This is a genomic window from Paenibacillus glycanilyticus (genome assembly GCF_030161375.1).
GTDB classification, from domain to species: domain Bacteria; phylum Bacillota; class Bacilli; order Paenibacillales; family Paenibacillaceae; genus Pristimantibacillus; species Pristimantibacillus glycanilyticus_B.
The window spans coordinates 265,535-285,268 of sequence record NZ_BSSQ01000013.1 but is presented as its reverse complement, the minus strand read 5'-3'; the positions used below and the strand labels follow the sequence as shown (position 1 = coordinate 285,268).

The window sequence follows — 19,734 nt, the reverse complement described above, 5'->3', positions numbered from 1 at the left end:
TCCCCCACCGTAACCAAACCAACTTTCACCCTATCATTTTGAAATTCGCGGAAAATAAGTTCATACTATAGGTATAGGTTCCGCTGGAACTCTACATAAGTTGACGAGAGAGGAATGAAGCCCCGTGCTGACTTTTGAGCAAAAATTAAACAACTATGCGGACATCATCGTAAAAATCGGAGCAAACATACAGCAAGGACAATCGGTCATGGTTAATGCGACAATTGACGCGCCAGAGCTTGTTCGGCTCGTTGTGAAAAAAGCCTACGAAGCCGGCGCTTACCAAGTGAAAGTGTTCTGGCATGATGACGCGACATCCCGCATTCATTATGATCTTGCGCCCCTTGAATCCTTCCTGGAAGAGCCTAAATGGTCTGCCGGCGAAAAGCTCGAAATGGCCGAAAAAGGCGCTGCTTCCATTACGATCGGATCCGCCGATCCCGATTTGCTTAGCGGCGTGCCGCAGGAAAAAATCCGCAACGCGGACCGCACGGCGCGCAAAGCGAACGAGAGATACCGCCAAATGTCCCAAGCTTTCAAATTTACCTGGTCGCTGGCAACAGCCCCTTCCGCCGCTTGGGCAGCCAAGGTTTTCCCAGATCTTCCGCAGGAAGAGCAAGTCTCTAAGCTGTGGGATACGATCTTCCAAATGGTGCGTGCCGATCAGCCGGACCCTATCGCCGCTTGGGAAGCGCATATTAAACAACTTAAATCCAAAGCGCAATATTTGAACGATAAAGCTTATAAATATTTGCACTATGTTGCCCCTGGCACCGACCTGACGCTCGAAATGCCAAAAGATCAAATTTGGCTTGGCGGCAGCAAGCAAAACGAGCAAGGCACTTGGTTCGTTCCGAACCTGCCTACGGAAGAAGTCTATTCCGCTCCTCTCCGTACTGGCGTAAACGGAACGATCTCCAGCACAAAGCCGCTTAGCTATAACGGCAACATCGTGGATAACTTCTCGTTTACTTTCGAGAACGGCCGCGTTGTCGATTTCACAGCGGAGCAAGGCGAAGAAGCCATTAAAGGTTTGCTCGATACCGATGACGAAGCCAAATTCCTTGGCGAAGTTGCGCTCGTGCCGCATACATCGCCAATCTCGGATTCGAATATTTTGTTCTACAAAACAATCTTTGACGAAAATGCTTCCTGCCACCTCGCGCTGGGCAGCGCGTATTCGTCTTGCATCAAAGGCGGTGCCGGCTTATCGCGCGAAGCGCTGCTCGAAAGAGGTTTGAACCAAAGTATGGCTCACACCGACTTCATGGTTGGTTCCGCCGAGCTCAATCTGTACGGCATCACTGAAGACGGTACCCGCGAACCGATCCTTTTGAACGGCAATTGGGCGTTTTAATCGATAGTGATTCCGCGAGAGTTTCTTATCGACTGTGACCCTGCAGAAAAAATATCTCCTTCCAGTTGCTGTTGAAATCGTGATATCCGATTGAATAGGGTTAATGTTTTATCACGATTTCAAAGGCAAGCGTTACACTCTTCCAGGAGATAATTTCTCTTTGAATCCTATCGATTATTTTTGTGAGACCTAAAAAGTGGAACTAGGCTTAAGCCGGTTCCACTTTTTTGCCCCCCCACCGATTGATAGGTGGAGAAGGAATAGTATCTCGTGGAGGAGCGCAGCGCTTGCCTTTGTTACTCTTGATATAACCGTTGAAAATTCCAATCAGAATATCAAGATAACAACAGCAACCGGAACGAGATACTTTCCTGCGTAACCTAGTCAATCTCCCTCGATACTTTCCTGCGTAACATCATCAATATCTCTTTCAGCCATTTATAATCCCTTAATCTCTACCATACGCCGCGACCGAATCTACCTATCAATCATAGACTATACTGATGTTACCTATCAGGAGGAGGCTTCCCCCTTGATTCATCAGAACGTGAAAACCTACCGGTACCGCGTTGGCCGTAACCAGTACATTGTCATTAACATTTACCAGAACGCCTCGGCGTCCGCCGAAGCCGGGAACGTGCTTGCTAGCAACGCCGTTAACGTGCAGATTCAGAAGCAGCTGGCCAAGCAAAAGAAACGCAAACGTTAATCAACCTCCAGATCGTCGGATGACTAGGCGAAGACGGGGAGGTGATTGAAATGGGTCGCAAAAAGACAAAATCCGCAGACAAAAACATCGTGAAATGGAGCTCCGGCACAACAAACGTGCGCGTTGGCCAATCGGCGAACGCCACGATTAACCAAGGCGGCAACGCCTTTGCCATCAACGCTTCCGAGATTGGCGTCGTCCGCCTTCGCCCAGGCGCGCAAGGTTAAGCAGGTGCACAATAAAACAGCAGGGTTGCCCGCGTAGAGATTAACCTCTACGGGACAGCCCTGCTGTTTTTACGAATAGCCGCACAATATAGAGCACGCTTGCGATCATCATCATATCGAAGCTGACGTTAAACAGAAATAGATGTTTGCCGAGATCCGCTTCCCCGTCCCCAACGAGCGGAACGGCAAAACCAAACATCCCGACAAGCGCTAGTATTAGCAAGGTCTCAACAACCATGCGTTCCTTCAAACGCCGATGCCTTACATACTCAACCATCAGCACTAGCAGGTACACTGCCGCAAAACCAACATCAAACCAAAGGTTGTGCGGCATAACTTTCAGCTTGAATGTACTCCAGGCGCTATAAGTGTAGCTGACTGCCCCGTAAGGCTTGCCCGCCTCCTTCTCATAGCTGCCCAGATACAACGGCCGGATGCTCATCCCGTTCTCCGCACCGCGCTTCAGCTTCTGAATGAACCTGTCCGGATGTTTCACATAATACAGGAGTACGTCCTTATGACTAATTCCCTCCAGCGCGGCAACAATCCGAGGGTCATCCTGCTTCATTACCGTATCCGTCTGAAAATAGTTCGTTCCCGCGTTTACCTTGAATTCCTCCGGCAAGCCAAGCTCCCTCAGATCCGCTGCCGGATCCGGCGAATCTTTCAACACGCCGAAGAACACCGTTTGGTACAAATTAATATGCTTCAGTTCATTTGGCGCTGCGGCATACATCGTCACCGATGCAAGGAGCAATACGGCTGACCAAATCCCCACCGTCCATCTCCACATCCGGTCGGCGCGCAGCTTCCAGAACCGCAAACCTAACAGCACGAGCAACAGGCCAATGGGGGCATTTTGCAACTTCGTGCCAACCAGGCAGACCGCAGATAAGAAAAAGGCCGTCAGCAGCCAGACCGAAGGCTTGTCCGATCGAGACAAAGCTAGCGCGAGCCCAAACGTAAGCAGCATAAAGATGACGGTAACGGCTTCGCCAAAAAACGAGTTGAAATACGCGACGTACCCGATATCCAGAAAGACAAGCGACAAGCTTGCGACAAGGACGGCATTAAATAGAATGGAGCGCCGTTTGTTATATTTTACGATGACATACAATGCCGCGACGTACAAGGCGGAATACAAAAGCGCCAAGAGGCGAATGTCAAAAACCCGTGAATTGACCACCCTTCCGATCAGCCCCGCCATAAAGACAAAGAAAATCTGGGAAGACAGATAATGCTTCGCAGAATACGGACCATAATGGTAAATCGCATGAAAATATCCGAAATACTTGTCCCGATTCGATTCATCAGGATCGGCAAAATCAATGCCGCCCGCCAGCATCATACGGTAGAAATCACCGTTATTCGCAACGCCGATCGGACTAAAAAACAATAATGGCACTAATACAGCGGCCGCAACAAGTACGATCAGCCACTCTAAACGAATCCTTAATTTCAATGATGAACCTCCGACAAATCTCCACATTTTTGCATGCATAACCTGACTTCCGGCCTAGGACTTTGTGTGGACAGCCTATGCTGTGGATATGTTATTAACTTTATGTAAAGCTCGCTATTATTGGGGGTTACCCATGTTGATAATGTGGATAAGCTTGTGGATTAGTTGAATTGACCATATAGAAAAATTATATAATCCGTTGGAATACCCGGATGCCCTTGTTGCCTTAGTATCGCCGTCACGTTCCCCCGATGATAAGTTCCGTGATTAACGACGTGCTGAACAAGCCCCGATACAGGCGCATTCATGGAGCCGAATCTCGGATGCGTAATGGTCATTATCTTGTCCAAATCCTGGTCGCTTGCTATAAAATCACGGTAGCGGCCAGCGACCTCGGCATAACGTTTCTCCAGCTCCTCAGCCGTGAGCCCCTTCACTTCCTCCGTAAGGCTGTTTACCAGCCCGATCAGATCCTTATCTTCTCCCAGGATAACCGCCAGCCACAGCTCGTCCCTGACATACAAATGCTCCATCACCGCGGCTACGGACGGGAACACGCTTTGAACCTCCGCCGCATACACTTCCTCGGGCAACTGTTTCACATGTTCAAATACCCGATTATTCGCCCACACATGATAGTCAAATTGCCGAATCGCTTCATGACTCATACCAGATCTCCCTCCATTTCAATAAAAGCTCCCCCTTAATTTTACCAAACTTTTCAAAATCAGAGCAATCAATCCCCGGTATCAACTTTTTTCCGGACTATCGAAATGAAACTTATTCGAGCGTATAATCGTATGTAGGTGTTATACAAACCAATTCATGATTGAAAAACGAAAATTCCGGGAGGATGTTTAAAATGTCTATTTTCAAACGACTTCGTGACCTTACCTTGTCTAACGTATATGCGATGATTGAGAAAGCGGAAGATCCGATCAAACTGACTGACCAATATATTCGCGACATGCAAGAAGATCTTGAGGATGCCGAGAAAGCGGTAGCCGCTCAAATCGCCCTCGAGAAAAAATTTAAGCAGCTGTACGAAGAGCAAGCCGCACTGGTAGAAAAACGCGGTGAGCAGGCTCATATCGCGGCGCAAGCGCAAAACATCGACCTTGCCCGCCGGGCATTGGAAGAGAAAAAATCGGCGGAAGCAAAAGCGGCCGAATACAAAACAAGCTTTGACAGCAACAAAGCGATGGCCGATAACCTCCGCGGCAAGCTCGACGAAATGCGCAAGCAGCTGACCGAAATGAAGAACAAACGCGAAACGCTGGTTGCCCGTTATCAAGCGGCGAAAGCGCAAGAGCATATCAACAAATCGATGGCCGGCTTCAGCTCCGATTCCGCAAACGCGGGTCTGAAACGCATGGAAGAAAAAATGCTTCAAGCCGAAGCTCGCGCCGAAGCTTCCAACGAGCTTGCCGGATCCAAAGGCAAATCGCTCGACGATGAGTTTGCCGCACTTGGCAAAGACAAAGCGGTCGAAGACGAGCTGGCCGCTCTCTTGAAGCAATACGAGAAGAAGGAATAGCTCGGCTTATTGTTGAATAATATGGACTGACGATTGTTATCCGCCGGCGCCTTCGCTTCAAACGATGCGCCGGCGGATTTTGCGGTTCTACTACTATATCTGGGGGAAACCATGTCATGACTTGGACGGATTTGCTGCAAATTCCGGTATGGACGGGTGCGGGAGCGCTGCTCTTGTTTATCCTGATGTATCTGGACTCGCTCTCCACGAAATACCATGATTTTAAGGAAATGAAAGATGGTAATATTGCCGTAACGATTCGTTTTGTAATGAAGCTGGGGGCGCAAGCGTATATTCTCGCTTCGTCGATCGGACAGGCAACGTACATGTGGGAAGCACTCGTCATTTCGCTTGCATCGTTTATTACGCTCTTGATTGTTGAAGCGATATTCCGCATTATATTTGGCGTTATTGCCGGCATCCAATTGGACAAAGGCATTCACGAAGGCAAGATCGGCTACGCGCTGATCGCCGGATCCCTTCATATCGCAGGCGCGTTGATCATTGGATCGGTGTAGCATAAACGTACGGACAAAGGAGTAACGGTTATGAGTATTTTTAAACGGATCAAAAATATAATGGCGAAACCCGAACCGGTAAAGGCGGAGAAAAGCATACTGTCTCTGACGCCCGGCGATGTATGCGAAGTGTCCCTTGTCACTTACCAAGTGACCGGCAGCAGCCGGAACCGCAGCCGCAACGCCGTTGTACTCACGCTGCAGGATGGGACGGATATCCGCTATTTGTCGATCGAGGAACGGGAAAGAACGGTTTTTGCGCTGTATGAGCAAATTGACGGACGGCTCGATACGTTTGACGAAGTGCCAACAACGCTGGAGCTTGATGACCGGGCTTACCACATGGAAGAGAACTACTCGGGTATGATCGCGGCTAGCGGCAAAACGCCATTTATGATGGGCGGCGAGCAGTACGTTTGGCAATACCAGTCCGACGATATGAAGCTGCTCCGCGTGGAATGGCTGGACGGACGTTTTATGTTGTACGTCGGCGAATCGGTGCTGCCTGCGGATGTTCGCGTGATCCGTGGCGCATAAAACTTTTCAGGAGGAGCACATGGTTAAGAAATGGTGGCTTCATAGCATCAAAATCATACTATTAATCAGCCTCATCATCCCTATACTCGCTGGCTGTGCCGTCTCCGACACCGTAAAGGAGCAGTATCCGCTTGAATCGGTGAACGGCTCGGGCAGTCAGACGTCTTACGTCTACCGGGCTGCCGACCAGACCGTTCCGGAGGTCGCCAAGCAGCTGGTTGATAAGAAAAAGCCGGAGCAGCAATCTCCGGAAAGCACGGAGCGGATGTTCCTGGTCTATAGCGACGAGGTTATCCAAATCCAGCAGGCTACGGATGACCCCGCGGATACTCTGATCGAGATTGATTCCAAGGAATATGTGCGCAATAACTACAGCAGCAGCTTCCTGGAAGGTTACCTGCTTGCAAGCGTGCTAAGCGATCTATTTGATAACGGCAGATACGGCCATGGCAATTATCGCGGATACTCCCAGAAGGATGTCTACAAACCGCAGACCACTTACCATAAGCCAACCAATCAGGATCTCAAAAAAGCACCGCCAATGACGGTGAACCGAACCGGTTCGATATTCAAGCGTTCGAAAAACGCGGATTCCTCCGCCGTTGGCTCAGGCAGCGGATCGAGCAGCGGCTCAACGGGCAAGGTCGTTACCGGAGGCTCTTCTTCCTCGAAAAAGTCGGGCTCGGTCTTCACCAAGCCGAAGAAATCGACGCCGAAGATCCGCAAAGGCTCAGGCCGCATATCAAGGCGGCGATGACGAAGGCATGTTATTAGACGCAAAAAAGCTGTCCCTCACGATAGGGACAGCTTTTTTGTCTATCTCATTTTAGTAACCAATGTCATCCCGTTCTGCGGCTTTTTGCGCCACATACTCGGTCATTTCCTCAGCACCGGCGTCTTTGAACTTGTCTTGCGCTTTGTGAAGGATTTTCAAAGCTTCATCATCCGACTTCGCGAAGTATGCTTTTTGCAATTCCGCGTTAAAGTCAAAGCTGCCTACTTTGTCGCGATATTGCTGATATTTCGGCCAGTCTCTTTCCAGATAGCTGGCGCTTACTTTATCGATGATTTTAATAGGCATTTTTACGGAGAAGCTTTCCTCCAGCTTATCCCATTGCGTTTTTTGATCATCCGTTTTTGGCCATGTCACCGTATCGGAGAATGCGCCAGTGAATCGGCCCGGCAGGAAGTTAAGTCCTTCGTCGCGCTTCAAGTCCGGATTCTCGTCAAACTGCTTCTTCACGTCCGGAATCCATTGCGGTCTTCCGTCCACCATCGTGTAATCTTTGCCTTCAATACCCCAATAAGCAAGCAGACGGCCTTCGTCGCTGTTTACGAAATCAAGGTAACGCAGTGCCGCATCCGGGTCTTTGATTTTCGCGCTCAAGAAGATCGCAGGGAATCCGGAACGTCCTGGCTTCTCAACTTGCGTTGCGATTTCGCCATTCTTATTCTTCATTGGACCAAGCAGCTCGTATTGCATTTCCGGATTTGTCTTATACAGCGTTTTGGACAAATCGCCAAGCATAGGTTGAGCTCCGAATACAGCAAGCTTGCCGGTGGTCAGCTTCTCCATCGCCGTTGTATCGGTGTTGCTGAATGCTTCAGGATCAAACAGTCCGCCTTGGATCAACTTGCGCAAATACATCATTTTGTCTTCTTCGTCTTTGGACAAAGCCCAGAAGGTCAACTTGCCGTTTTCCTCGCGGAAGTCGGAAATATTGTAACCCGTCCAGCCCTTCGTGAATTGGCTGGAATCCCAACCGTTGTGCAGCGTTCCTGCAGGGATAACCGGCTTGCCGCTAATATCTTTGAAATTGCCGTTTTTGATCTTCTCCAGCAAATCGGTCAGCTTTTCCTGCGTATCAATATCCGCCGCATTTACATTCAGCGCTTTCAAAATATCGCCGCGGGCAAACAGGCCGTAGTTCCAGTTATGAATGCTTTCGATCGAACCGTCCGGCGTCTCCGTCGGAATGATATATTGCTTGCCCTCCAGATCAGGGCTATTCATGTCAAACTCGGCAAAGTCTTTCGCTATGCCAGTCGTGACCAGTCTCTTAACATTCGGATATTTATCGAGATAAGGCGTTAAGTCAAGAAGCTGACCTTCCAGAGCGGCTTTTTTGATAACTTGTCCTTCACCGCCGGTTGTCGACCAGTACGGAGCATTTACGATATCCGGAACCGTGCCGGAAGCGAACATAGTATTCAGCTTCTCGACTTCACTTGTCGTGATGGATTCCATCTTGAGCGTGACGCCAGTCTTGTCTCTAATCGCTTTTGCTACCGGATTGTTCTCTTGATCTTGCGGGAAACCTGCTCCGCCGCCATTCCATGCGCTCAGGAACGTTAACGTGACCGGCTTAGGCGCATCTGCTTCTTTTTGCCCCGAATTCGTTGCATTGCCTGCAGGCGCAGACGCATCTGGTTCGTTGTTCCCCCCGTTATCGCTGCACGCCGTCATCGACAATGCAAGCAGTGGAATCGCAGCTGCCAAGCCAAGAGAACCTTTTAATCTGGTTTTACGCATTTGACAAGCCCCTCTCATTTTTTAATTTTTATATATAAAAGGCAATGCCTTTTATACCCTTCGCCTCGCGACTACTCTTTAAGCGAACCTACCAATACGCCTTTTACGAAGAACCTTTGAAGGAAAGGATACACGCAAAGGATCGGAGTGGTGATGATGATAACAAATGTCATCCGGAGTGCTTCCGGCGTTACGCCCCGCAGCTCCATTTGCGATTGGCTCATGTTTTGGATACCCGAACCACTGCTTCCCGAACCCGTCATGGTCTGGAAGGACGCTTCGCTGATCATTTTGTTCAGGAATGTCGCCGCAGGCTGAAGGCTTTCTTTCGAGATGAAGAACTGGCCGGTAAACCAGTCGTTCCAGACGCCAACCCCTACGAACAAAGCTATGGTAGCCAACACAGGCATGGAAAGCGGGAGAATGATTCGCGCAAACACCTGCATTTCGCTTGCGCCGTCGATTCGGGCCGACTCCGACAAGCTTGGAGGGATCCCGTCAAAAAACGTTTTCATCACAATCGCGTTAAAAAAGTCATACAGCACAGGCAGTACCAGCACCCAATACGTATCGATAATATGGATTTGACGGTACAAAATGAAAGTTGGAATCAATCCGCCGCTGAACAAGGTCGTAAAGAAGAAGAAAAAGACGATATATTTTCTTCCGGGAAGACCTTTCCGCGAAAGCCCATAAGCTAGCATAGAAGTCAGCATGACGGAACATAGGGTAACGATTACCGTCCGTGAAATGGATATCCAAAAGGCATTCAAGATCTGGGGATTATTAAACGCCTTGGAGTAGTTCTCAAGCGTGAACACTCGCGGGTAGAGGTAAATGCCGCCTTTCATGGCATCATAACCGTCATTGAACGAAAGCGCTAAAAAGTAAATAAAAGGGTAGAGTGCCGTCAGGCAAAATATGATCAGCACGGTATAATTCAAACTCGAATAAATTCTATCGGCTGCCGACAATCTTCTCGTTCCCATTCATGCACCTCCTATAATGAATTGTCACCCAATGAACGATTAGTTCATTGTGATGATTCATACCTCGAAAGCATAATCTTATGAATTGATAAGACAACCATTTACCATAAAGACACGTCGCTTACCTTCTTGGCTACCTTGTTCACCGTTATGATGAGGACCAGCGAGATCGCCGATTTGAACAAACCGATCGCCGTGGAATACGCGAATTGTCCTTGCTGGATACCCGTTTTGAGCACGTAGGTGTCCAATATCTCAGAGACGCTTAATGTTGCAGGCGTCTGCATTAGCCATATTTGGTCAAACCCGGCATTCAGAATGCCGCTTAAGGAGAAGATGAGCAGAATGCCGATCGTAGGCACCAGGGTTGGCAGCGTGATTTTGAACAGCTTGCTCCAGCGTCCCGCGCCGTCCATTTCCGCGGCTTCATACAAGTGTGGATCAATGTTGGTTAATGCGGCCAAATAAATGATCGATCCCCATCCAATGCCCTTCCAAATATCGGAGGAAATGACGAGAGGATAAAATAATTTCGGCAGGCCCATGAAGAAGATGGCATCGAGTCCCATTTTTTCACGGATATCATTCACAAGACCAACGTTAGGAGAAAGAATCTTTTGCATCAGAGTGACGACAACGACCCAGGATACAAAGTGAGGCAGGTAAGAAATCGTTTGGAAGATCCGTTTAACTTTGCTGCGCATCACAGCATTAAGCATTAAGGCGAGAATAAGTGGCGCCGGAAATCCGAACAACAGCTTAAGGCCGCTGATCGACAGCGTATTTTTGAGGACCGAGTAAAAATTGGAATCATTCAGGAACTGCTTGAAGAACCGCAATCCTTCCCATGGACTTCCCAATATGCCGAGGTTGTACTTGAAATCTTTAAAGGCAATGAGTACGCCGTACATCGGATAATAGCTGAACACCAGATACCATATTACGGCTGGAAGCATAAACAAGTAGGCGTGCCTGAATCTCCAGACTTTCGCCCAGACATCGCTTTTCGTTTTCTTCTCCGGTATTGGTATGGCTTCGATTTTTGCCTCGTTCACAATCATCGTCTTCCACCTCCTATAATGAATAACACCCCCACGGCCAGGCTCTCTGCCAGTGGTACAATTCATACTTCGTAAGCAATTGCTCGGGCTTAAAAGCAACTTGCTACTCAATTGCGGAATCGGCCGTTTTGTCACCCATCAACTGAAAGCGGTTACATACATATAAATATAATATATTTAATATATAGAATCAATACTACCAATGAACGATTTTACGGAATAATTGGGCAAAAATCGGCGATTTTCAAAAGGTTTAGCGCTTTATCTTTCTTTTTCTAACGTTCTCAATATCGTTTAATCTAAATAATATATTAAATATGTTTGTCGTAAAATGTAGGTTTTTGGAGGTTCTGGTCGTATTATCACCTATCCTAACTTCAGACAGCATGACTTATGACATGGTTCACGCGGGCGGCACCGTTATGATCACAGGTTATGTTCGTCCTTCCCTTATAGACAAACATAACCGTAACTTCGCCGTCACATGTTTGGTATGCAAGCCCATATATTAAAGTAACAACTATTGTAACGAGGGGCTGAACGGCATGAGGAGCAAGGCGCGCAAGGTAGCGATCGCAGGGGTTGGCAACGTGGGTTCAAGCTGCGCGTATTCTCTCATCAATCAGTCGATCTGCGACGAAATCATGCTTATAGGCCGGACGCCGGACCGTGCCGTGGCGCAAGCGCTCGACCTGTCGCATGGCATGGACTTTGTGCAAAGCCGCACCAGGATTTACACCGGCACCTACGAGGATTGCACGGATATGGATGTTGTCATCCTTTGCGCTGGGGGCTATCCGACTGAGGGCAAGGACCGGATTGGGACGCTTAGCCTGGTCTATGACATTTACAAAGATATGATTCCACGGATCATGAACAGCGGATTTCAAGGCATTGTTCTCGCGGCTGCCAATCCTGTTGACGTCGTTACTTATATGGTGTGGAAGCTGTCAGGACTTCCTCGCGGTCAGGTTATTGGTACCGGAACGTCTATCGACTCCTCTCGGCTGAAGACGCTGCTCTGCGAGCATTTCCCCGTTGATCCGCGCAGCGTTCACGGCTATGTGCTTGGTGAACACGGCGAATCGCAATTCCCCGCCTGGTCGCATGTCACGATTGGCGGCAAGCCGATTCGGGATATTTTGGCCCAGCATCCCGCGCGTTTTGGCCATGTTAAGCTCGAGAAAATCGCCGAGCAGACCAAAAACGCAGGCTGGGAAATATTCACACGCAAAGGATCAACGCATTATGGCATCGGCAACGCCCTCGCTTACATTACCCGTTCCATATTAAACGACGAGCATCGCATCATCGCCGTCTCTGCCGTCTTGGAGCAGGAATACGGCCAGAGCGGCCTTGCGGCAGGCGTCCCCGCCATTATTACCCGCAGCGGCGTCAAAGAAATTGTCGAGCTTAACCTGACGCCTCTGGAAGAGCAGCAAATGAACTTTTCTTGCCGCACGATAAGAAATGCGATTGAGCAGTTGTCCCTTGGGTGATACAATGAATGGCATCATTCGAAAGTGTCCGGGAGATAACAAACTTATGTCTTTAAACCAACTTACCGATCAACAGCTTCAGGAGCTTATTGCAAGCGGCAGATCCGTCCTTGTCCTGTACCGCAGCACCTTCTGCACGCCTTGCCATACCATCGCCGCTCAGTTGGAAGCAGCAGCGCCTGCTCTTAGAGAAGAGATGACCGTTACGTCGGTGAATATCGACCTCTTTCCGCTTACCGCCGCTCCGCTTGAATTGCGCTCCGTCCCCGCTATCGCTCTGTATAAGAACGGCGAGCCTATCACGGTCATGCGGACTTTTGTGGCTTGCCAGTCGTTTATCCAGATTCTTGGCCAGCGAAATAAATAGTCGATTGATTATTCAGATAATTTCTAGTATGATGTTCGTTATAATTATCATCGAGGAACGGGACAGTACCAGTAAGATAGCCATGAACAGCGAGCCGGGGAGGTGAAAGCCGGTGATGGCGCTTAATGCGAAGAGGACCCGGGAGATGGTTGGCCGAAGCAGTATTGCAGTAGGTCTGCCCGGTTCGGAACCGTTACAACGGCGAGATGTTTATGGCGGCGGCTTCATGTTCGGCAGCCCATAAGCAACAAGAGTGGCACCACGGGATTAACCCCCGTCTCTTCAACGAGACGGGGGTTTTTTGCGTTTATATATTATTTAGGAGGTTTCCCCCATGTTAAAAGAAATAATCGCCGCAGCGCTAGCTGACTATTGCTCTCCGCTAACCGGGCAGCAAATCCTTGATCTTCTGGAGTTCCCGCCTAACGATCAACTTGGCGACGTTGCATTCCCCTGCTTCGCCTTGTCCAAAACGATGAAACAAAGTCCGAATCAAATTGCCGTCCAATTAGCGGATTCCCTTCCCAGCGGACAATGGACAACGGAAGCGGCTGGACCTTACCTGAACTTTAAATTTAACCGTGCGGCCATCGCCGAGCAGCTCGCGCAAGATGGCGGGGCACGTATACCGGAGATTGGCAACGGCAAACGCGTCATTATCGATATGTCTTCTCCGAATATCGCCAAACCGTTTGGGATCGGGCATTTACGCTCCACAATGATTGGCAATGCCTTATACAACCTGCTGCGCAAGGTCGGCTACGATACGGTTAACGTTAATCATCTGGGCGACTGGGGAACGCAATTCGGCAAAATGATTACGGCTTACCTGCATTGGGGCAATCCCGCGGATAAAGCAGATGATCCCATTAAAGCTTACCTTGAGCTTTATGTCCGCTTTCATGAAGAAGCCAAACTTCAGCCGGATCTGGAGACGGAAGCAAGAGAGTGGTTCGTGAAGCTGGAAGCCGCAGATCCCGATGCTCGCCGCTATTGGAGCATGTTCATTGAAGACAGCCTCGCAGCCTTCAATAAGCTGTACGACCGTTTAGGCGTATCCTTCGACCATTATCTTGGCGAAAGCTTCTATAACGATAAAATGGACGCGGTCGTAGAGCAGCTGTCGCAGCGCGGATTATTGGAAGAAAGCGACGGCGCACTTGTTGTACGTCTCGACGATGAAGGCTTGCCTCCTTGCATCATCAAGAAATCCGACGGTTCCTCCATCTACGCAACCCGCGATCTCGCAACGGCGATCTATCGCCAGGAACAAATGGGCGGCGAAGAGCTGCTGTATGTCGTTGGCGCGGAGCAGTCTCTCCACTTCCGCCAGTTGTTCCTGGTGCTCGAACGGATGGGCTATGGCTGGGCGGACCAATGCAAACATATTCCGTTTGGCCTAATGCTAATGGACGGGCAAAAAATGTCGACCCGCAGAGGCAAAGTCGTATTCCTCGAAGATGTACTGGATGAAGCGGCGGCACATGCTCTGCGCATTATTGAGGAGAAGAATCCTTCTCTTTCCGGCAAGGCCGAGGTTGCGGAAGCGGTAGGCGTCGGTGCCGTTATATTTGGCGATTTGCTCCACTCGCGTCAACATGAGGTGAATTTCTCCTTAGAAGACGTCGTTAACTTCGAAGGCGAGACCGGTCCATATGTGCAATACACGTATGCCCGGACGCAAAGCTTGCTGCGGAAAGCTGGTTGCTCTGCTGGCATACCTAAGGAGCTTGAGGCCGCCGACTTCAGCCATGCATCCGGCGATTATGCCTGGCAGCTGGTCAAAGCGCTGCTACGGTACCCTGAAGTGCTCGCCCAAGCGGCAGCGCGTTATGAACCTTCCGTGGTTGCCCGTTATCTCATTGATCTGGCGCAGACGTTCAACCGGTTCTATCACCATGAAAAAATCATTACGGGTTATACGGCTGAGCAGGACGCCAAGCTTGCACTCGTGCAATTAACGGCCGAGTGTCTGGAAGACGGCCTTAAGCTGTTGGGTCTGAAAGCCTTAAAGGAGATGTAGGGCAAGTTGTTTGAGCCCTTTCCTCCTGCTATCATTACTAGTATAACTTGCACAATTGCGGAGGGATCCCATGGAGGCTTTTGAATCATATTTGACGAAAATCGATCATCCCGAACACCGGGCGCGTACCGAGGAAGTATTAAGCTGGGTAGCGGAGAAATTTCCAAGCTTAGAACCAAAGCTCGCATGGAACCAGCCGATGTTCACGGATCATGGCACTTTCATTATTGGCTTCAGCGTCTCCAAGCAACATATGTCGGTTGCCCCAGAAAACATCGTTATTGATCGCTTTGCTGACGATATTGTTAAAGCCGGTTATGACCATACCAAAGGGTTGTTCCGCATTCCTTGGAAGAACGAGGTCGATTTCTCCTTATTGGAGAAGCTGATCGCGTTTAATATCGAAGATAAAGCAGACTGCTCGACTTTCTGGCGGAAATAGACACTAATTAGAAATTCTTCCCCCTAACCGCAACCTTCCTTGTTTTCCCAGTGTATATAGATACAGGTGTATACAACGGGTCATGGAATAAGCCGAAGGGGGTTTTCTATTGAATTGGAAATTAACATGGAAAATAACAGTTGGCGTTCTGGCCGTCGTTATCGTCATTACGGCGCTCCAGCTCTACCATAACCGCAGCTCCGCGGTGTACAACCGGATTATTAACCAAGACGGCTACAGCCTTTCCCTGGTTAAGGAAGGCATACCGGTGGACTTCTTTCTCAAGCCGGAATGGATTCCGGAAGAAGTTGGAGAAAACAAGCTTAACCTTGTCATCGCGGAAAAGTTTGGTTCGGATATTATTTTGGAGAAGGTCGGCAAGCGGGATTCGGACTTTTATATTCAATTGGACGTTAGGACACATGCTAGAAGAGAGTCAGGTCAGATTCTGAGTTTATCCCGGATTGGCGATCATACCTTCACTTATACAGGTGGGTTTAAATGGACAATCACCGATGCGGATCATAACGATTTGCTGGGTGACCAGTACGGTGCAGGTCAAGGCCCGAACAACAAAACTTCGGTTTTTATTGACGATAAATACAGAGAGAAGTTTGCGGACGGAGTTAATGTTCATTTTTCGGGCTTTTATTTGTACGGCTATCACCAGAAGGACGAAAGCAAGCTTGGCTATTGGATCCCCATCGTATTCAGCCTGCTCGTTATTGCTTGCCTCGTTCTGTTGTACCGCAAACGCTCGGAGCCGGAAACCGGGCTCGGGTGGAAGCTTATCGGATATCTCCTGCTGGGAGGATTTACGTTCGCGCTGAACGGCAATAAGCTGCCGCTAGGCTTTGTTGTTTACTTGCTATTTTTCCGGAAACCAAGACCCAATATCCCTATCAAGGATAAAGCGGCGCTGCTGGGACTACTTATGTATGTGCTTCAGTTGGTGTCTCCGACGATTATTAACCACTTCGACTCGGAGCCCCGTCATTCGACTCTCCGCCATATTTCGGCCGAACAGCTTGGCGTTGACGGCGTGCTTAAGATGGTTGCTGCCCAAGCGGGATTAGGCAGTCAGGCTGGAGTAAATAACTTTGATACCACATTTTCGACTGACGGCGAAGTTAAGGAGATTCATTTCTACTTGACGGACATGGATCATACGGGACACTACTCCCACTTGTGGGCCGATTACAACGCTTCCGGTCAAACCGTATCCTTGAGACGCAGTTTGACGGATTCCTGGCTGCAATTTCCACAGTTGATGTCAACCGACCATCTCGCAGAGCAAATGCAAAGTTTGAAGTTACTGGAGCTCATGCCTTCAGGCGGTGAACATCGGTATACCCGATTCGAGCTAATGCATGATGGGATTCAGGGGAATTATGCGATGAAGGATCAGAATAACTATGGCGTTGACGGCAAAGGCGTCTACAAAATCGAAGACGGGCAGCTTCCGGTCACAGCCCATTTATTGCAGGTTTGCGCTCCGCAAACGATAGAGGATTGGGCGACCTGCGAAGATCCGGTGAACTATTACTTCAATATCGTAGAAGGCGGAGCGCGGAAATAAGCTATCTTACCCGCTGCATGCGCTGGTTTGGTGCGCGGAGCTGCGGGCGAGCCTTTGTAGCAGGCTTTTTGCCTGCTACAAGGGCTGGTTGGGCACGCTAGGCGGCGGATTAGGACTGTAGCAGGCTTTTTGCCTGCTACAACGGCTGGTTGGGCGCGCTAGGCGGCTGATGAGCGCTGTAGCAGGCTTTTTACCTGCTACAACGGTTGGTTGGGCACGCTAGGCGGCGGATGAGCGCTGTAGCAGGCTTTTTGCCTGCTACAAGGGCTGGTTGGGCACGCTAGGCGGCGGATTATAACTGTAGCAGGTTTTTTGCCTGCTACAGCGGCTGGTTGAGGGACGATGCGGAAGAAAACGACAAACGGCTTCGACTAGCGGTGTACGGTACCCTTAAGGGCAACCGTTCACGCTTGGTCGAAGCCGTTTCGTCATACTATGAAGCCTAAGCTCTCATGGATGCAGGAATAAAATCGTGCTCATTCACTTGACGGTCAAACAGTTCTGCATTTTTCTCAAAGCAACCGCAGTAGTAATCTTTCATGCACAGTGGGCATGGTACGTTGAGCAGACGGGTTACGCCTGTCAGGTGCCACTCTGGTTTGTTGCTGTAGAAAAGTCTTGCTCTAGAGCCGTCTTGAAGTGTCATAATGTACTGGAATAAACCGGATTTCAAGTCTTTGTCCGCTAAGGTTACGCTCTTAATTTGAAGTTTCGAATTCAAGATTTTCACCCTTACTGTTCGTATTCAAGCTTGTGTAATAATACCCTTTATAGCCGCTGAAGTCAATATTTACGGCCTATACTGTATACTTTTTTGTAACAGTTAGCCTTTTTAAGGTATAATCAAATTTAGTTCACTTATCATGCGCAGGAGGTGCCAGCACTTATGATCAAACTGGGCGTTCTCGACCAGTCCCATATTAACGAAGGACAGACCGCTGCTACTACATTAGCGGATACAACCCGTCTCGCTCAAGAAACGGAAGCATTCGGCTACAGCCGTTACTGGATCTCCGAACATCATGCGGGCAGGATGCTCTCCTTCTCCAGCCCTGAAATTCTAATCGCCCATCTCGCGGCGGCAACTTCGCGGATCCGCGTCGGATCGGGCGGAATCATGCTGCCGCATTACAGCTCTTATAAAGTCGCCGAAAATTTCAAGCTGCTAGAAGCGCTTCATCCTGGCCGGATCGATGTTGGTCTCGGCCGTGCGCCCGGCGGCATGCCGATAGCGACACGCGCGCTGCAGGAACACAAATTTGTAGATATTAACAAGTATCCGCAGCAAATCATCGATCTAATCGGATACTTGCGCGGCAAAATGCCCGAAGGTCATCCTTTCACCGGCCTGCACGCGGCTCCTTCTATCAATCAAGTGCCCGAAGTATGGCTGCTTGGCTCCAGTTACGAGAGCGCGCGGATTGCCGCCCAGCTTGGGACGCAATATGCTTTTGCGCAGTTCTTCGGTACGCCGGGCGGCGAAACAGCGATGAAGCATTACCGCGACACCTTCGAACCTTCCGTTCTATACGACAAACCGCATTCCATGATTGCGGTACTGGCGATTTGCACGGATACGGAGGAAGAAGCAAACGAGCTTGCGCTTAGTACGGATCTGTTCTTCCTGCTGCTGGAGAACGGCGTTGACCAGATCAGCTTCCCTTCGGTCAAGACCGCCTACGATTATCCGTATACGGAGTCGGATCTGTACCGAATCAACCGCGCCAGAGAACGGCGCATTATCGGCACGCCGGAGCAGGTAAAAGCCGGCATTGAACGTATGGCGGCAGAATACGACGCGGATGAGGTGCTCGTCATGAGCTCTATCCACAACTTCGAAGCTCGCGTGAAATCGTACCGGCTGATTGCCGAGGCATTTGGGCTACAGGGATAAGCTCTTAGGAAGAGCATACTCGCTCATATGAGCCCCTGCCAACTAGTCGGAATAGCGGACTTTGCCGCTTGCCGGGCATAACAGGTCCGCCAGACTACCTGGCTGCGCCCTCCCGTGCTAGATTGGATTTTCTACAGTAAAAAACGAATTAAATGAGGCGAATGGTGCTACGTCGGATTCAGTCCAGCGTAAAGCACTCCATTCGCCTCTTTGCTACATAAACGGCTGATTTCGTTGGATGAAATCCCCGCCGCTACTCCTCGTAAATCATTTTTCGCGTCATGCCGCCGTCCACAACGAGGTTGATGCCGGTCACGAAGTCATTCGCCGGATCCGTCAAATAAAAGCAGGCCCGGACGATATCGTCCGGTCTGCCGACCCGGCCGGCCGGATGCTGCGAATGGTCCTCCGGGCGAAGCGCGCCGTAATCGCCATTCTCGATCCAGCCCGGGCTAATCGCGTTGACCCTCACATGGTCCGGTCCAAGCGATACCGCAAGCGCATGCGTCAACGCAACGATGCCGCCTTTGGACGCCGCGTACGCCTCCGAATTCGGCTCGGACATCAGTGCACGGGTCGAAGCCATGTTCACAATCGATCCGCCGCCATGTTCCCGCATCCGCTTTGCCGCTTCTTTTGCGCACAGAAAAGTTCCCCGCAGATTGGTATTCAGCACGTAGTCCCACTCGTCGAGTTCAAGATCGTACGGCGATTTCCACTTTCCTAGACCCGCGTTATTGATCAGCACATCCATCCGGCCATACCGCTCGTCGATCTCGGCGAAAGCTGCCGCAATGTCTTCAGGACGGCTAAGATCGGCCGTAACGGCAACTGCCTTCCCGCCCGATGCCACAATGCCGTCAACCGTCTGCTTCGCCAGTTCGGCATCGCGCTCAACTGCCGCAACGCTTGCTCCTTCGGCTGCATAGGCAACCGCCAGCGCTGCTCCGATTCCTCTTCCCGCACCTGTAATGACGACGACTTTCCCTTCAAACTTCAT

The 19,734-nt window shown here is 49.9% G+C and carries 19 protein-coding genes and 1 other annotated feature; of the genes, 13 read left to right on the top strand and 6 right to left on the bottom strand.

All coding sequences use genetic code 11. The features are described 5' to 3' along the window. The first annotated feature begins 124 nt into the window (after positions 1 to 124). The 3 genes from QQK89_RS15985 (at position 125) to QQK89_RS15975 (ending at position 2,293) form a co-directional block, all read left to right on the top strand. Entirely contained in the window at positions 125 to 1,357 is a 1,233-nt protein-coding gene (locus tag QQK89_RS15985; protein WP_284239624.1) for an aminopeptidase, read from the top strand. 532 nt (positions 1,358 to 1,889) lie between these two features. Further along, complete coding sequence (locus QQK89_RS15980; RefSeq protein WP_284239623.1) at positions 1,890 to 2,066, top strand: hypothetical protein; 177 nt, start codon at positions 1,890 to 1,892, stop codon at positions 2,064 to 2,066. 50 nt (positions 2,067 to 2,116) lie between these two features. Continuing rightward, entirely contained in the window at positions 2,117 to 2,293 is a 177-nt protein-coding gene (locus QQK89_RS15975) for a hypothetical protein (protein ID WP_284239622.1), read from the top strand. Between the two features lie 40 nt (positions 2,294 to 2,333). On the opposite strand, the gene QQK89_RS15970 is transcribed toward QQK89_RS15975, so the two are convergent. Both QQK89_RS15970 and QQK89_RS15965 read right to left on the bottom strand, forming a co-directional pair. Then, the gene (locus QQK89_RS15970) at positions 2,334 to 3,755 is read right to left on the bottom strand and encodes a hypothetical protein (RefSeq protein WP_284239621.1); all 1,422 of its coding nucleotides are present in this window, start codon (positions 3,753 to 3,755) and stop codon (positions 2,334 to 2,336) included. Positions 3,756 to 3,916: 161 nt separating this feature from the next. Next, entirely contained in the window at positions 3,917 to 4,423 is a 507-nt protein-coding gene (locus QQK89_RS15965) for a DinB family protein (protein ID WP_284239620.1), read from the bottom strand. A 194-nt stretch (positions 4,424 to 4,617) separates the two neighbouring features. On the opposite strand from QQK89_RS15965, the gene QQK89_RS15960 reads away from it, so the two are divergent. The 4 genes from QQK89_RS15960 to QQK89_RS15945 all read left to right on the top strand — a co-directional run bounded on the left by QQK89_RS15960 (position 4,618) and on the right by QQK89_RS15945 (position 7,104). After that, positions 4,618 to 5,292 carry a PspA/IM30 family protein gene (locus QQK89_RS15960; RefSeq protein ID WP_284239619.1) on the top strand — a complete coding sequence of 225 codons (675 nt, stop codon included), beginning with the start codon at positions 4,618 to 4,620 and terminating at the stop codon, positions 5,290 to 5,292. A gap of 116 nt (positions 5,293 to 5,408) precedes the next feature. Beyond that, positions 5,409 to 5,810, top strand: coding sequence for a DUF350 domain-containing protein (locus tag QQK89_RS15955; protein WP_284239618.1), 402 nt, complete (start codon positions 5,409 to 5,411; stop codon positions 5,808 to 5,810). A gap of 30 nt (positions 5,811 to 5,840) precedes the next feature. Continuing rightward, the gene (locus tag QQK89_RS15950) at positions 5,841 to 6,347 is read left to right on the top strand and encodes a DUF4178 domain-containing protein (protein ID WP_284239617.1); all 507 of its coding nucleotides are present in this window, start codon (positions 5,841 to 5,843) and stop codon (positions 6,345 to 6,347) included. Between the two features lie 19 nt (positions 6,348 to 6,366). Continuing rightward, the gene (locus tag QQK89_RS15945) at positions 6,367 to 7,104 is read left to right on the top strand and encodes a DUF4247 domain-containing protein (RefSeq protein WP_284239616.1); all 738 of its coding nucleotides are present in this window, start codon (positions 6,367 to 6,369) and stop codon (positions 7,102 to 7,104) included. Between the two features lie 69 nt (positions 7,105 to 7,173). Here QQK89_RS15945 and QQK89_RS15940 read toward each other — a convergent pair whose 3' ends face one another. From QQK89_RS15940 to QQK89_RS15930, 3 genes are all read right to left on the bottom strand, one after another. Then, positions 7,174 to 8,880 carry an extracellular solute-binding protein gene (locus QQK89_RS15940; RefSeq protein ID WP_284239615.1) on the bottom strand — a complete coding sequence of 569 codons (1,707 nt, stop codon included), beginning with the start codon at positions 8,878 to 8,880 and terminating at the stop codon, positions 7,174 to 7,176. A gap of 71 nt (positions 8,881 to 8,951) precedes the next feature. Next, positions 8,952 to 9,869 (bottom strand): carbohydrate ABC transporter permease, encoded by a 918-nt coding sequence (locus QQK89_RS15935; protein WP_284239614.1) that lies wholly within the window; start codon positions 9,867 to 9,869, stop codon positions 8,952 to 8,954. Between the two features lie 101 nt (positions 9,870 to 9,970). After that, complete coding sequence (locus QQK89_RS15930; RefSeq protein WP_284239613.1) at positions 9,971 to 10,930, bottom strand: ABC transporter permease; 960 nt, start codon at positions 10,928 to 10,930, stop codon at positions 9,971 to 9,973. 545 nt (positions 10,931 to 11,475) lie between these two features. Between QQK89_RS15930 and QQK89_RS15925 the strand changes: the two genes are divergently transcribed. The 6 genes from QQK89_RS15925 to QQK89_RS15900 all read left to right on the top strand — a co-directional run bounded on the left by QQK89_RS15925 (position 11,476) and on the right by QQK89_RS15900 (position 18,734). Next, positions 11,476 to 12,429, top strand: coding sequence for an L-lactate dehydrogenase (locus tag QQK89_RS15925; RefSeq protein WP_284239612.1), 954 nt, complete (start codon positions 11,476 to 11,478; stop codon positions 12,427 to 12,429). A gap of 46 nt (positions 12,430 to 12,475) precedes the next feature. After that, positions 12,476 to 12,796: a thioredoxin family protein gene (locus QQK89_RS15920; protein ID WP_284239611.1), complete on the top strand. Its 321-nt coding sequence runs from the start codon at positions 12,476 to 12,478 to the stop codon at positions 12,794 to 12,796. 44 nt (positions 12,797 to 12,840) lie between these two features. Continuing rightward, positions 12,841 to 13,081, top strand: a binding site (T-box leader). A gap of 49 nt (positions 13,082 to 13,130) precedes the next feature. After that, the gene (gene argS, locus QQK89_RS15915) at positions 13,131 to 14,819 is read left to right on the top strand and encodes an arginine--tRNA ligase (protein ID WP_284239610.1); all 1,689 of its coding nucleotides are present in this window, start codon (positions 13,131 to 13,133) and stop codon (positions 14,817 to 14,819) included. Between the two features lie 70 nt (positions 14,820 to 14,889). Next, positions 14,890 to 15,261 (top strand): iron chaperone, encoded by a 372-nt coding sequence (locus tag QQK89_RS15910; RefSeq protein WP_284239609.1) that lies wholly within the window; start codon positions 14,890 to 14,892, stop codon positions 15,259 to 15,261. 109 nt (positions 15,262 to 15,370) lie between these two features. Continuing rightward, entirely contained in the window at positions 15,371 to 16,840 is a 1,470-nt protein-coding gene (locus QQK89_RS15905; protein WP_284239608.1) for a hypothetical protein, read from the top strand. A gap of 886 nt (positions 16,841 to 17,726) precedes the next feature. Next, positions 17,727 to 18,734, top strand: coding sequence for an LLM class flavin-dependent oxidoreductase (locus QQK89_RS15900; protein WP_284239607.1), 1,008 nt, complete (start codon positions 17,727 to 17,729; stop codon positions 18,732 to 18,734). Positions 18,735 to 18,987: 253 nt separating this feature from the next. On the opposite strand, the gene QQK89_RS15895 is transcribed toward QQK89_RS15900, so the two are convergent. After that, entirely contained in the window at positions 18,988 to 19,734 is a 747-nt protein-coding gene (locus tag QQK89_RS15895; RefSeq protein WP_284239605.1) for an SDR family NAD(P)-dependent oxidoreductase, read from the bottom strand.